Origin of the sequence: Sorangium sp. So ce836 (assembly GCF_028553905.1) — a bacterium.
Lineage (GTDB): Bacteria > Myxococcota_A > Polyangia > Polyangiales > Polyangiaceae > Sorangium > Sorangium cellulosum_D.
The window spans coordinates 9561061-9574538 of the sequence record NZ_CP102233.1 but is presented as its reverse complement, the minus strand read 5'-3'; the positions used below and the strand labels follow the sequence as shown (position 1 = coordinate 9574538).

Here is a 13478-nt window from a genome sequence, read left to right as displayed (position 1 = left end):
CCGCTGAACTACGTGTTCCCACGTGCTGACACGTGTGTGTAACAGGCGGATGGCGTCCTGTTACCGATTGCCGTCCGATTGTCATTGAACCGCGCGCCGAGCAGTGTTTCGTCGGCGCGGGCTCGGCGCGATGCGCCGGCGTCGGTCACGCGCGCGCGTCGGGCAGGCCGCGCGACGGGAGCAGCGGGAGCGCGGCCCCGAGCCGGGCCAGCTTGTCGGGATTGCGCATGAGCCAGATCGCGTCGATGCCGGCGGGCGAGGCGTCGAGGCCCACGGCGGTCGCGAGCCGCGCCCCCTCGTAAACGAGGAGGGCGGGCGCGCCGTTGACCGACGCGACGCGGGTGACGATCGCGCCGGCGCCCTTCCGCCACAGGCCGATGAAGTAGCGCGCGATGCGATCGCGGCCGCTCAGCACCCGGCGCGCCGCGCTGGCCTTGCCGCCGGAGTCCGGGGTCACGCTCGCGCCGTCGGCGAGCATCGCGGCGAGGGCGCCCGCGTCGCCGCGCGCCGTCGCGTCGAGGAACGCCTCGAACAGGCGCCGCCGCTCCGCCTCCGTAGCGCGGAACCGCGGCTGGCGCGCGGCCACGTGCTCGCGCGCCCGGTGCACGAGCTGCCGGCAGGCCGCAGGCGAGCGGCCGAGCGCCCCGGCGAGGGCGTCGAACTCCCAGTCGAACACGTCGCGCAGGATCAGCGCGGCGCGCTCGAGCGGCGACAGGCTCTCGAGGACCACGAGGAACGCCATCGAGATCGACTCGACCCGGTCCATGCGCGCCGCCGGGCTCTCCGCGCCCGCGCGCTCGACCAGGTAGCCCGCCGCGGCGCCGCCGCCGTCGAGCAGATCGCCGGTCGGCACGGGCTCGGGCAGCCACGGCCCCACATACGCCTCGCGCCGCGCGCGCGCCGACTTCAGCACGTCCAGGCAGAGGCGCGTCACGATCGTGGCGAGGTACGGCCCTGGCGCCTCGGGCACCTCCCCGGCGGCCCGCGCGCGCAGGTACGCCTCCTGGACCACGTCCTCGGCCTCGGCCGCGCTGCCGAGCATCCGGTAGGCGAGGCCGAAGAGGGAGCGCCGGTGCGCCGTGAAGCACTCGGCGCTCACGCCCGCGGCGGCGCTCATGTGGCGGCACCGGACGGGAGCCGCTCGCCGGACGCGTCGCTGCCGAGCGACCGCGCGCCCCGCGGCCGCGGCGCCTGACCGGGCGAGCCGTGAGCGCCGGCGCGGAGCCCCTCGAGGCGGATCGCCGCGATCGTGGAGCGGCAGACGAGCTCCTTCGCCCACGCGCCCAGGCGGCCGGTGATCACCCGATCGAGCGGCCTGTCGCGGGGATCGACCCGCTGGATGAGCCCGCGACGCCGGCCGAGGCTGATGCACTGGATGAAGAACGCGAAGCGGAACGGCGGCGGCGGCGCGTCGCCGGCGAGCGCGGCGACGACGCTGTCCGCCGCGTACGCCGCCTGCGGCAGGGCGGTGGCGCAGCCCATGCGCAGCGGCGCGCCGTCGCCGTCGAGCACGGCCGCGGCGTCGCCCGCGCCCCAGATCTCCGGGTGCGCGGGCGCGCGGAGCCACCGGTCGACGGCGAGCCGCCCGCCGGCCACGGTGGCGAGCCCGGAGCGCTCGGCGAGCGCCGCCGGCCGGAAGCCCGCGGCGAGGACGACGATGTCGGCGGCCAGGCGCTCGGCCGCGCCGTCGCCCGGCGCGGCGCCGCCCGCCTCCGGGGCGACGGCGAGGCCGCTCGCGTCGACGGCGACCGCGCGCACGCCCTCGCGGATCGCGACGCCGAGCTCGCGGAGCGCCCGGCCGACGTACGCGCGCCCGCCGACCGACAGGCCCTCGCCGACGCGCCCGCGCGTCGCGAGCGCGACGCGGAGCGCGGGGAACGCCTCGGCGATCTCCGCCGCGGCCTCGATCGCCGTGAGCCCGCCGCCCACCACGACCACCCTGCCTCCGGCCGGCGCCGCGCGCAGCCGCTCGCGGAGCGCGCGCGCGCTCGCGGCGTCCGCGACGGAGAGCGCGTGCTCGCCGCCGCCGGGCACGATCTCCTGCGCCGCCCCGCTGCCGGGCGCGTACACGAGCGCGTCGTAGCCGAGCCGCCGCGTCTCCGCCCCGGCATCCCCGCCGCCTTCGAGCTCCACCTCGACCGCGCGCGCCGCCGCGTCGATCCTGCGGGCGCGGCCGAGCACGAGCTCGATCCCGCGCGCCCCGAGGAGCCGCGCGAGCTCGATCCGGCGGGGCGCCTTGCCGGCGGCCAGCTCGTGCAGCCGGATCCGCTCGACGAAGAGCGGCGACGGGTTCATCAGCGCGACCGAGACCGGCACGCGGCGGCGCGCCGCCTTGCCGACGATCCGCAGCGCCGCCGCCACGCCCGCGTACCCGCCCCCGATCACCACGACCCGGGCGCGACCGGAGATCTTCGTCCCGCCTTGCTTCCTCTCGTCCATGAGTGCCTCCCGCCCCGCAGCCCGGGGCTCGGCGGCAAGACGAGAGGGGGGATCCGGTTGTGACATGGCGGTCGCCGGATTCGTCCGGAGCCCGCCCCTACGGCCGCGACGGCCATTTGACGGCCGTCGGCACGAGCCGCGGCGTGTCGGTCCCGTCGCCCAGCTCGCCGTTCCGGTTGTCTCCCCAGCAGAGCATTTCGCCCGTGCGCTTGAGCGCGCAGCTGTGGTCCGCCCCGAGGGCCAGCTCGATCACGTCGGTCAGATCGAGCGGCTGCGGGGTGAAGGCGGGTTCCTGGTTCCCGCTGCCGAGCTGCCCCTTCGTGTTGTCGCCCCACAGCAGCGCCTGTCCGCTCGCCAGCACCGCGCCGGAGTGCCTCGCGCCGAGCGAGAGCCGGCTCACGTCCACGAGATCCGGGATCTCGCGCGGCGCCGCCTCGACGTTCACGGTGCCTGTCCCGAGGCGGAACTGCGCGCCCTCGCCCCAGCAGGAGGCCGCGCCGGTCGACGGCGCGGCGCACGTGTGCAAGGCGCCCGCGGCCGTGATCGCGACGCTGGTGAGGCCCCTGATGGTCCGCGGGACGCTCGACTGCTGGAAGTTGCCGGAGCCGAGCTGACCGCTCTCGTTGTGGCCCCAGCAGCTCATCAGGCGCTCGCCCATCCGCTCGATCATGCCCGCGCAGGTGTGCGAGAGGCCGGCGCTCACCGAGGCCACGCCGTCGAGGACCACCGTGGGCTCGAACAGATCGGCCTCGTCCCCGTACCCGAGCTGGCCGGAGCTGCCCTCGCCCCAGCACCAGAGATCGTGCAACGTCGTCACCGCGCAGGTGTGGCTCCCGCCGACGGCGACCTGGGTCGCGCCCGCGAGCTCCTTCGCGCGCACGGGGGAGAGGGCGTTCATCGCCTCGCCGTCGCCGAGCTGCCCGCTGTTGCCTGCGCCCCAGCACGCCACGGCGCCGTCGGTCAGCACCGCGCAGGTGTGCGAGCGCGCCGACGAGATGCTCGTCGCGACCGTGTCGGCTTCGCCGCCGAGGCCGACGACCTGCCTCGGGATCCGACGATCCTGCTGCTGCGTGCCGTCGCCGAGGTTGCCCCAGGTGTTCCTGCCCCAGCACCAGACCGTGCCGTCGCTGAGCGCCGCGCACGTGTAATCGGTGCCGGCCGAGATGTGCTTCGGCACGACGCAGGCGCCCCGCACGCACTGGCCGCTGCACGGCTTGTCGCAGCTGCCGCAGTGCGAGAGGCTCGTGAGGAGATCCTCCTCGCAGCCGTTCTCGGGGTCCTCGTCGCAGTCGCCGCGGTCCTCCTCGCACGCCGGCGACTGGCAGACGCCGCCATGGCAGCTCGGCGTGCCGCCGAAGGCCGAGCAGACGACATCGCACGCGCCGCAGTGCTCCGCGTCCGTCCTCGTGTCGACGCACGCGTCGCCGCACACCTCGCCGCCGCCCGGGCACCCGCCGCCGCTCCCGCCGCCCCCGCCGCTCCCGCCGCCGGTGCTCGAGCTCGTCGACGCGTCGGGCGGGCGCGCCGTGAACTCCTTGCCGCACGCGCCGGAGGCGACGGCGACGGCGACGGCGACGGCGGCAGGCACGTACGCCGCCGCGAGGGGCAGCGAGGCGAACGGGAGCCGGCTGGCCCGAGGTCGATGCGTGGAAGCCATGGAGGGCGGTGTTTCCCTTGCGTTGTGGCGCGGCGGCGCCGTGGGGGCGCGGCGCGCGCGCCGCATTCTAGACGAAGTCGCGCGCCGGGATCTCGCCTCGCGCCGCGCGGGAGGCGCGCCCGCCGCGTCGATCAGAGCGCGGCGACGAGCAGGTCGTCGAGCGGCGGCACCTTCTCCAGCACGCCGAGGTCGGCGAGCTGCTTCGCGAGCGTCTCCCAGCGCTCGCGGGTCATCACGCCGAGGCCCTTCTCCTGGCTCTCGGGGGTCTCGATGAGCGGCCGCTGCGCCTCCGCGGCGGCGACGAAGGTCTCCGCGTCCATCGACGTGTTCAGCTTGGCCATGACCTCGTTGGCGCGCGTCGGATCGTGCAGGTAGCTGCGCCAGCCCTCCCGCGTGGCGCGGATGAAGGCGCGGACGCGCTCCGGGTTCTCCTTCCAGAGCGCCGCGCGCGTGATCACGACCACCACGTACGGGTTGAACCCCTCGCTGGCGACGAGGAACGCGGCGGGATCGCTCCCCTTGCGCTTGGCCGCGATCGGCTCGGCGGTGATGAAGCACTGCTGCGAGAAGTTCTTGTCGGCGACGAAGCGGGCGACGCCGCCGTCGTACGGCACCACCTTCACCTTGTTGAACCCGTACTTCTTCTTGAGGTACGCGGCGTAAGGCAGCCCTGGCTCGATGGCGAGCGTGCCGCCCGACGAGAGGATGTCGGCGATGCCCTTCGCGCCGCGGCTCTCGTGGGTCATGATGGCCTGCGGCGAGGTCTGGAACACGGCGAAGAGGGGGAGCACGTCCGCCCCGCGGGCGCGGGCGGTGAGCACCTCGTCGGCGCCGGCGAGGCCGAAATCCACCTGCCCGCCGGCCACCATCTGGACGACCGGCACGCCGGCGCCGCCGCCGAGGATCTCGACCTCGAGCCCCTCCTTCGCGAACGCGCCCGACTCGCGCGCCGCGTAGAAGCCGCCGAACTCGGGCTCCGGGACCCAGTTGAGCGCGAGCTTCACCTTCGCGGTCGGCGCGGCCTGGGCGGGCGCCGCAGGCGCGCTCTGGGCGGGCGCGGCCGGCGCGCTTCCCTGAGGGGAGGCGGCCGAGGAGCGGCCGTCGCCTTCGGGCGACGACGAGCGCGAGCAGGCGGGGGCGAAGAGGGGGAGGGCGACGAGGGAGGCGAGGCGCTGGAGGGCCAGCCGGCGGCTGTCACGGGAGTGCATCAGCGATTGATCTCCGAAGGATGCCAGCGCCGCAAGAGCCGCTTGCCGGCGAGGTCGACGGCGCCGAAGAGCGCGAGGCCGAGCGCGGAGGCGAGCAGCACGGCGGCGAAGAGCAGATCCGTGCGCAGCTGGCGGTAGGCGGAGAGGACCAGGATGCCGAGGCCGGCGGCGTCCTCCGAGAAGCCGGCGACGAACTCCCCGACGATGGCGCCGATGACGGCGAGGCCCGCCGCGATCCGGAGCCCGGTCACGATGTGGGGCAGCGCCGAGGGGAGCTCGAGCTTGCGGAGCATGGCGAAGCGGCGGGCGCCGTAGAGCCGGAAGAGATCGCGCAGCGCCGGCTCGACGGAGCGCAGGCCGGTGAGCGTGTTCGCGATGACCGGGAACACGGAGACGATGAACGCCGAGACCGCGACCGCGCGCAGGCCGGGGCCGCACCAGAGCACGAGCAGCGGGGCGATGGCGACGATCGGGACGGTCTGCAGGAAGACGGTATAGGGGTAGAGCGCCCTCTCGAGCGGGCGAGACGAGGCGAGCGCGATGGCGGAGAGCACGCCGACCGCGGCGCTGAGGCAGAAGCCGGCGAGCGCGGCCTTCGCGGTGGTGGCGGCGCCGGCGAGCAGGGTGGCGGCGTCCGCTGCGCCCGCGCGCGCCACGTCCGAGGGGGGCGGCAGGAGGTAGGCGGGGATGCCGAGCGCGCGGGCGAGCACCTCCCAGAGCGCGAGCACGAGCACGAGCGCGGCGAGCGGCGGCGCGACGGCCTGGAGCAGAGTGGGTCGCACGGCCCGAGCCTCATAGCGCGGGGTCGCCTCGCCAGGAAGAGGGCCCGGCGGAAGAAATCCGGCCGGCGCGCCGGCGCGGCGCGGGCACGACGGCCCGAGCGCGCAGCGGAGAGAGCGACTCGAGGCGAGGAGACGCAGTGGCGGAGAGGCCGAGAGCACAGGGCGGTTCGTCGCGCGGAGGAGCTGCGTCGAGGGCCCTCTGCGATCGAGGAGAGATCGGGTGGAGAGCGACGCATCGCGTGGCCGGTGCTTGCCCGCGATGGCGCGCTATGCGTCCGGAACGCCCGCGGCTGCGGGAGGAAGGAGGGGCTCGGGTAAGGGGGGTTTTGTCGAGACGGGGCGTGAAGGGCGCTGAGCGCGGCGCCTCTCGACCCGACTATTTGCTCTTCTTGGCAGGCGCGGCCGGAGCAGGCGACGCCTTGGCGGTCGCGGCGACCTTCTTCTGGTTCTTCTCCGCCGCGTCCTGCTTCTTCTGTCGCTCTTTGGCCTTCGGAGATTTGTCACCCATGGGAGCACCGCCTCGGTGGATGCGTTGTTAAAATCGACCTTGAGCGAGGCTAGCACCAACTCCGGTGGCGGCGTCACGAACTTTGTACTTCGCGGTCGTTTGCATTCCGCCGTCTCGCCGTCTCGCCGCCTCGCCGCCTCGCCGTCTCGCCGCTTCCGCGCGCCCGCGGATAGGCAGGACGGTCGGGAGACGGTGAAACCTTCGGCATGGCCGCCTGCTTTCTGCGGGCGGAAGCGCCGCTGGCGCCGGTGTCCACGCCGTGGACACCGGCCGCCTACCGGCTGGGCGCCGGCAGGGCCTCCGGTCTCGAAAGTCGCCAAAAACCAGGGCTTTCGACCCGGCACCGGGCTTGCTGAACCGCCCGAGCGAAGGGCACCGGGAAACCGCCGTGGTCTGCCGGCGTTCACCGGGCCCGAGGGGAGCCTGTCATGAGAGCCACGTACCGAAACGATGAGGACGTCGCGCGTTTACATATCGAGTCGCTCCTCGCGCGCCACCGCCGTCAGGTCGACGCGATCCCGGAGCACCTCCGTCGCCTCTACGCCCGCCGCGTCGCCCGGTCGCTGGCGGGCCAGGTCGCCCTCGCGGGCGCGGTCCTCGTGGCCATGGCCGCCGCCGCGCCCCCGCTCCTCGGCGTCCTCGACGACGGCGCCGCCACGATCACGCTCCTCGCCGCGTGGGCGACGTCCGCGCTCGCCTACGTCGTGGGCCGGGAGCTCGCCGGCGGGAGGCTCCAGCGGGCGCTCTCCCGCGAGATCCAGCAGAGCGGCGACGTGCACGCGGATCGCGCGAGGCTCGAGGCCGCGGCGCCCGAGGCGTGCGTGCGCGGCATGATCGACGCCGAGGAGCGCCGCAGCGTCGCGCTCCCTCTCGCCGGCGTCGTGGTGCTCGCGCCGCTCACGCTGCACTTCGCGATCTACTGCTGCCTCGGCGGCTGGTTCGCCACGTGGAGCGAGCTGATCGAGGACTTCGACGGATGGGTGCGCGTCTCCCTGGTCCTCGTGGGCCACGTGCACGCCGTCGTCGCGTACCTCGCGTTCCGCCACGCGCGCGACATCCACGTGGCGTTGACGCCCGATCTCGCCGCCGGCGCTCCCCGGGGCGCGGTCCGCGCGCTCGGCTACGCGGCGCTCGCGAGCCTCTTGCCGGGCGGGGTCCTCTACCTCATCCCGCCGCTCATCGTCCTCGCCACGGGCGCCGTGATCCTGCCCGTCTTCGCCCTCGCCCGCCGCCGCGCCCTCGCCGAGCGGCAGCTCCTCGAGGCGTGACGCGCGCGCTCCGCGGCCCTCTCTTGCGGGCCTGGAGTGGCGGCGCTAGGAACGCCCCGCGTGTTCAAGGCGATCCTCTGGGACAACGACGGCGTCCTCGTCGACACGGAAGGGCTCTACTTCCAGGCGACGCGCGAGATGATCGCGTCGGTCGGCGTCGAGCTCACCGCCGAGGACTATCGTCAGCTGTTCCTCGTCGAGTCGCGCGGCGCCTGGCACCTCTGCAGCGCGCGCGGCGTCGACGAGGCGGGGGTGCGGCGGCTGGCCGACGAGCGGGATCGCCGGTACCTCGAGCTCATCGCGCGCGGAGATCCCCTGTTGCCGGGCGTGCGCGAGGTCGTCTCCGCGCTCGCCGCGCGCTTCCGCATGGCGATCGTCACGAGCAGCAAGCCCGAGCCGTTCCACCGCGCGCACGCGACGACGGGGCTCCTCCGGTGGTTCGAGTTCGCGCTCACGCGGGAACAGTACGCGCGCGCAAAGCCGGATCCCGAGCCGTACCGGGTCGCCTGCGAGCGGCTGGGGCTCGCCGCGCACGACGTGCTCGTCATCGAGGACTCCGAGCGCGGGCTCCGGTCGGCCAAGGCGGCGGGCCTGACGTGCTGGGTCGTCCCGTCGCCGCTCACCGCGCCGTCGGATTTCACCGGCGCGGACGCGGAGCTCGGCTCGCTGCGCGAGGTGCTCGAGCGCCTCGGGGGAGCTCGAGCGTGATCTCGCGCTCGCACGATGGGGTAGCTCACAGCGCCTGCCCGCTCACCCCCCGCCGCCGCGCGCACCGCGACGCGCGGACGAGTGGATTTTTGCACGACCCCGCCGAGGAGCGCATGAGCTTCTGGCGGTTCGCGCGCGGTTCGTGGCACCTTCGGGCCCGTGGCTTCCGGTGACGGCATCTCGTTCATCGAGCTCGTCGTCCTCGGCTGGTCCTCGGCCACCGCGGCGCCGACGCCGATTCCCATCCGCGTCGACTTCGACGCGCCGGCCGATTGCGCGGCGGTCGACGATCTCTACGAAGCCATCCGCGCCCGCTCGGATCGCGTGCGGAAGGCGGAGGACGGGGAGGGCGCCTGGGGCCTCCGCGTCCGGCTGACGCGCGTCGGGTCCGGGGTCCACGGCGAGCTCCGTGTGATCCACGAGCGCGGCGCGACGGACACGCGCACCGTCGATGCGACCTCGTGCGAGGTCGTGGTCCAGGCGCTCTCGCTCACCGCGGCGCTCGCGCTCGACGAGGCGGCCGAGGAGACCGCGCCCCTGCCGCCGCCCCCGCCGCCCGCGCCCCCGCCGCGACCCGTCCGACCGCCGCCCGCGGCCCCGCGCCCGCGGCCGCCGATCACGTTCGGGGTCGGCGCGCAGATCCTGGTGACGCAGGTCGTCTCGCCCTACGCGAGCTTGGGCGGCGCGCTCTTCGCCCGCGCGACCGCGCACACGGACGGCGCGCTGAGCCCTTCGCTCGGGCTCTCGCTGAACTACGCCCGAAACGACATCCTGCAGGGCACCGACAACGCCTTGATACACTGGGCGGCCGCTGCCCTCACCGCCTGCCCCCTGCGCTGGCAGATCGCCGATTTCCTCAGCGCAGAGCCGTGTGTCGTGGTCACCGGCGGCTGGCTCACGGCGTCGGGGGAAGACCTGTCGCACCCGCGCTCCGCCGTGCGATCGTGGTGGAGCGCCGGGGCCCTCGCGCGCGCCGCCGTGCCGCTCGGCGGGGGCACCGCCATCGAGATCGAGGCGGGGGCCAGTGTGCCGCTCGTTCGTCGGAGCTTCACCATTTCCCTGCCGGCGGAAGCCGTCGGCGAAACTCCTGTGATTTCGCCGCTGGCGGGCGTCGGGATCGTGCACAGCTTCTGAGCCTGGACTTCCGTGATCACTTCGATGCAGCCTGGGAATTATGGGACATGGACGTCATCTGGAAGCAGCGCGTCGCGGAGGCTGCCCCTCGCAACCCGGGGCACCTGGTCCGCGCTCGCTGCTGCCGGGCGCCGTTCCTTCGGAGCCCTCGTCCACGGGTCTCAGGCCCCGCCTCGCGCTGAGCGGAAACATGGTCGTCGAGGTCATGACATCGCCTGCTTTATCTGACCTGGAGCCGGCGAACGTGAAGCCTTCGGCAGAGAGCGTGAGACAGCGGGATGCGCGACTGCGCCGGATGGTGGACGCCCATCTCGACTTCATCGGGCGGGTGCTCCGCAATGCGGGGACCCCTGCCGCCGAGATCGACGATGCGGTGCAACGCACCTTCATCGCCGCAGCCCAGCGGCTGGACGACGTCCGGCCGGGGGCGGAGAAGAGCTTTCTTCTCCAGACCGCGCTTCATGTGGCCGCCCACGCGCGACGCAGCGCTGCGCGTCGGCGGGAGTTTCCGGCGGCCGAGCCGCCGGAGGTCGTGGACGCTGCGACACCGGAGCAGCTTACCAGCCAGAAGCACGCGCGGCAGATGCTAGACCAGGTACTCGACCAGATGGAGTCGGACCTGCGGACCGTGTTCGTGCTGTACGAATTCGAGGAGATGAGCATGGTGGAGATCGCCGGCGTGCTGGGGATCCCGCAGGGTACCGTGGCCTCTCGGCTACGAAGGGCCAGGGCCGATTTTCGAGAGCGCGTCCGAGCGCTCGAGCTCGTTTCGACGAGCGAGGTGAGACGATGAGCGAACCACGCCGCATGCTGGAAGAGAGCGACAGCCCGCTCGAGCGCGCGCTGCTGAACGCCGGCGCGTCGTACCAGACTTCACCGGAGACGCGCGCGAAGACGCTGGCCGCGCTGGGGCTCGCCGGCGCCGCCGCGCTGTCGGCCAGCGTCGCAGCGCCCGCCGCGGTCTCCGCGGCAGGGACGGCCGTCGCGTCCTCGTCGGTCGCCGTGAAGCTCGGCTGGACCAAGATCCTCGTCGCGCTCTCGACGGTGGGCGTGCTGGCCGGCATCCCTGCCGGCTATCTCGCCTGGCGCGGGGTTGAGGCGCCGGAGCTCGTCGCGGTCCACCGCTTCGGCGGCGCGCTCGCGGGTCCGGTCGAGCGCGCCGCGGCGCGCCCGGCGCCCGCGGCGGTGCCGGCGCCGGTGCCGCCGGTGGAGGCTCAGCCGGAGGAGATCCCCGCCCCGGCGCGCGCTGTCAGCAGCGGCGGCGCGGCCTCCAGGGTCGACCCGAAGCCCGCCTCCACGAGCGCGGCCCTCAAGGCGGAGCTCAGCGCGCTGGACGCGGCGCGCTCGACGCTGGCGAGCGGGAACGCGCAGGGCGCGCTCGCGCTCCTGGACGCCTACTCCAAGGAGCATCCGCGCGGCCGGCTCGGGCTCGAGGCCGAGGTCCTGCGGATCGACGCGCTCGCGAAGAGCGGCCGGCTCGACGCCGCGTCGCAGCGCGCGAAGGCGTTTCTACAACGACATCCGAACAGCGTGCTCGCCTCCAGGGTACGACGCTATGTAAACGATTAAACTCCGGGTCATGCGCTGTCCCGTCCCCCTCCGCTTGTTCCGCGCAGCATCGGGCATTGCCTGTGGCTCGTTGGCGCTCTGCGCGCTGCCCGCGTGCGGGAACACGGTGGACTGGCTCGGCCACGACCGGATGACCAGCGACGAGCTCCGCCCGCTGACCGGCCCACAGGAGTACCCCAACGCGCTCCGCGACGTGCTGGGCAAGACGGACGAAGAGATCGCGTCGAAGATCGACGCTACGTTCCAGCAGCTCTTCTACGGCGATAAATACAACGAAGCCATCTTCTACCACGACGCCTACGACGCCAATCGGGCTTACATCTGGGACACCCTGCACTGGCAGGTGCGCACCGAAGGCATGGGCCTCGGGATGATGATCACCGTCCAGCTCGACAAGCGGGACGAGTTCGATCAGCTCTGGAGGTACGCCAAGGAATGGCACGAGCACACGTCCGGCCCCAAGCAGGGCTACTTCGTCTCTTGGTGCGACGTGCCGTCGAGCGAGAAACCGGTGCTCTGCTCCGATCCCTTCGGTCTCCAGCAGCTCGCGATGGCGCTGATGTTCGCCCACGGCCGCTGGGGGAGCGACACCGGGACCATCGATTACGGAGCGGAGGCGATCGCCCTGCTCGAGGTGATGCAGTTCAAGGAGACGCTGAACGGGGGCGTCGACGACGGTGTGACGAACACCTTCGACCCGGAGACGAAGCTCGTCTTCGACGTCCCGCACGTCGACGCGGCCGACACGACCCGCCCCTCCGCCGAGATGCCGGCGTACTACGAGCTCTGGGCGCAGGCCACGGGCGACCCGTTCTGGTCCGAGGCCGCGGAGAGCGCGCGCGAGCACTGGAGGCGGGCCGCGCACCCGAGCACCGGGCTCATCCCGGTGCGCGCCCACTTCGACGGCACGCCGGTGACCGGCTCGGCGAACTTCGATTCGGAGTCCTACCGCACGCTGCTGAACCTCGCGCTCGACCACATCTGGTTCGGGGTCGACCCGTGGCAGGTGGAGGAGGCCAACCGGCTGCTGGCGTTCTTCTCGAGGCAGGGCATCGACTGGTACGGCGGGGCCTACACGCTCGACGGCGTGCTGATCGAGGGCAGGGACCCGGCGCTCGTCGTCGTGAACGGCGTCGTCGGCCTGGTGGCGACGGCCAAGGATCGCGCCGCGTACATCCAGGCGGCGTGGGCAGCCCAGCCGACGACCGGATTGTCGCGCTACTACCCGGGGCTGCTCCACCTGCTCTCGCTGCTGACGCTGAGCGGGCAGTTCCGCGTGTACTGATCGAGGGCGCGCCCTGCCCCGCGAGCGCGCGGGCTCGCTCGTGATCCCGGCCTCGGCGGGCACATCGCGGCTCGGGCGCAGCGCCGTCGCGCTCGGCCGGCTCATGCGAAGCGGAGATGGAGGACGGGCGGGGCGCCTCCGTCCTGGTGCAGGCGAGGCACCCGGCTCGCGTCGCGCAGCGCGCGCCCGAGCGCGGTCGAGGCGTCGCCCTCGCTGAACGGGCGCAGCCGCGGGTAGCGCGCCACGGATCCGTCCAGCGAGGGGAGCTCCAAGCAGGCGCGCGCCCGCGGCGGGACCAGGAGCGGCGACGCCTCGTGATCGAGGATGAGCTCCGTCCCCGGCGCGAGGCGCCGGGAGGCCCGCGTGAGGAAGGCGTCGACGACCTCGGGCGCCTGGCGGGCCAGGGCGCCCTCGGCGATGAGGAGCGTCGGCACGTCGCCCGCGCCGCGGAGGCAGTCCATCCAGCCCGTGCACGCGATCGAGCAGCTCCGCGCGACGGCGTGGCGGTCCGACGCGTGGCCGAGGCGATGCGCGCACTTGAACTCGGCCAGGTGGGGCGGGTCGAGCTCCACCCAGCGGAGCGTCCCGTTGTCGACGCGCGAGAACCGCGTGCAGAGCCCGGCGTCGAGCGCGATGACGAGGCCGTACGGGCTCCGCGCGACGTAGTCGAGGACGAGCCGATCGATGGCCATGGTGCGCACGGTCGAGGTGCGGAGCGCGCGGGCGTCGAAGCCCGCCGGGTCCACGTCGAGCGAGGCCAGCATCGCCTCGGCCCACGGGTCGGCGAAGCCGAGGTCCGGAAAGCGCACCCGCGCCTCGGCGCGCCCGACCAGCGAGAGCACCGCGTCCCTGGAGACCGCCGTGGAGATCATGCGCCCTCCTCGCGGCGCGGGGCGCGAGGTCGCGCGATCACCCCCGGG

At 73.8% G+C, this 13478-nt stretch carries 13 protein-coding genes; 6 read left to right on the top strand and 7 right to left on the bottom strand.

Going from position 1 to position 13478, the window contains the following annotated elements; translation table 11 throughout:
* Window positions 1-145 precede the first annotated feature (145 nt).
* The 6 genes from sigJ to NQZ70_RS34550 form a co-directional block, all read right to left on the bottom strand.
* Window positions 146-1117, bottom strand: a complete 972-nt coding sequence (gene sigJ / locus NQZ70_RS34575; protein ID WP_129578046.1) for an RNA polymerase sigma factor SigJ — start codon at window positions 1115-1117, stop codon at window positions 146-148.
* Complete coding sequence (locus NQZ70_RS34570) at window positions 1114-2439, bottom strand: FAD-dependent oxidoreductase (protein ID WP_129578045.1); 1326 nt, start codon at window positions 2437-2439, stop codon at window positions 1114-1116. Before NQZ70_RS34570 ends, sigJ begins: the two co-directional genes overlap by 4 nt.
* A gap of 97 nt (window positions 2440-2536) precedes the next feature.
* Window positions 2537-4096, bottom strand: a complete 1560-nt coding sequence (locus NQZ70_RS34565) for a hypothetical protein (RefSeq protein ID WP_237244305.1) — start codon at window positions 4094-4096, stop codon at window positions 2537-2539.
* A gap of 131 nt (window positions 4097-4227) precedes the next feature.
* On the bottom strand, window positions 4228-5304 hold the full coding sequence (locus tag NQZ70_RS34560; RefSeq protein WP_129578044.1) for an ABC transporter substrate-binding protein: 1077 nt from the start codon (window positions 5302-5304) through the stop codon (window positions 4228-4230).
* Window positions 5304-6086, bottom strand: a complete 783-nt coding sequence (locus NQZ70_RS34555) for an ABC transporter permease (RefSeq protein ID WP_129578043.1) — start codon at window positions 6084-6086, stop codon at window positions 5304-5306. Before NQZ70_RS34555 ends, NQZ70_RS34560 begins: the two co-directional genes overlap by 1 nt.
* 376 nt (window positions 6087-6462) lie before the next feature.
* A complete protein-coding gene (locus tag NQZ70_RS34550) occupies window positions 6463-6594 on the bottom strand; it encodes a hypothetical protein (RefSeq protein ID WP_257792738.1) in 132 nt (43 codons plus the stop codon).
* 428 nt (window positions 6595-7022) lie between these two features.
* Here NQZ70_RS34550 and NQZ70_RS34545 point away from each other — a divergent pair, with 428 nt between their 5' ends.
* The 6 genes from NQZ70_RS34545 (at window position 7023) to NQZ70_RS34520 (ending at window position 12558) form a co-directional block, all read left to right on the top strand.
* Window positions 7023-7862: a hypothetical protein gene (locus NQZ70_RS34545; protein ID WP_129578042.1), complete on the top strand. Its 840-nt coding sequence runs from the start codon at window positions 7023-7025 to the stop codon at window positions 7860-7862.
* Window positions 7863-7922: 60 nt separating this feature from the next.
* Complete coding sequence (locus NQZ70_RS34540) at window positions 7923-8570, top strand: HAD family phosphatase (protein WP_129578041.1); 648 nt, start codon at window positions 7923-7925, stop codon at window positions 8568-8570.
* Window positions 8571-8729: 159 nt separating this feature from the next.
* Window positions 8730-9704 (top strand): hypothetical protein, encoded by a 975-nt coding sequence (locus tag NQZ70_RS34535; RefSeq protein ID WP_165374320.1) that lies wholly within the window; start codon window positions 8730-8732, stop codon window positions 9702-9704.
* Between the two features lie 190 nt (window positions 9705-9894).
* A complete protein-coding gene (locus tag NQZ70_RS34530) occupies window positions 9895-10497 on the top strand; it encodes an RNA polymerase sigma factor (RefSeq protein ID WP_129578038.1) in 603 nt (200 codons plus the stop codon).
* Entirely contained in the window at window positions 10494-11273 is a 780-nt protein-coding gene (locus NQZ70_RS34525; protein WP_237244304.1) for a hypothetical protein, read from the top strand. Before NQZ70_RS34530 ends, NQZ70_RS34525 begins: the two co-directional genes overlap by 4 nt.
* A gap of 70 nt (window positions 11274-11343) precedes the next feature.
* Window positions 11344-12558 (top strand): glycosyl hydrolase family 8, encoded by a 1215-nt coding sequence (locus NQZ70_RS34520; RefSeq protein ID WP_237244303.1) that lies wholly within the window; start codon window positions 11344-11346, stop codon window positions 12556-12558.
* A gap of 101 nt (window positions 12559-12659) precedes the next feature.
* Here NQZ70_RS34520 and NQZ70_RS34515 read toward each other — a convergent pair whose 3' ends face one another.
* A complete protein-coding gene (locus tag NQZ70_RS34515; RefSeq protein WP_129578036.1) occupies window positions 12660-13430 on the bottom strand; it encodes a class I SAM-dependent methyltransferase in 771 nt (256 codons plus the stop codon).
* Window positions 13431-13478 lie beyond the last annotated feature (48 nt).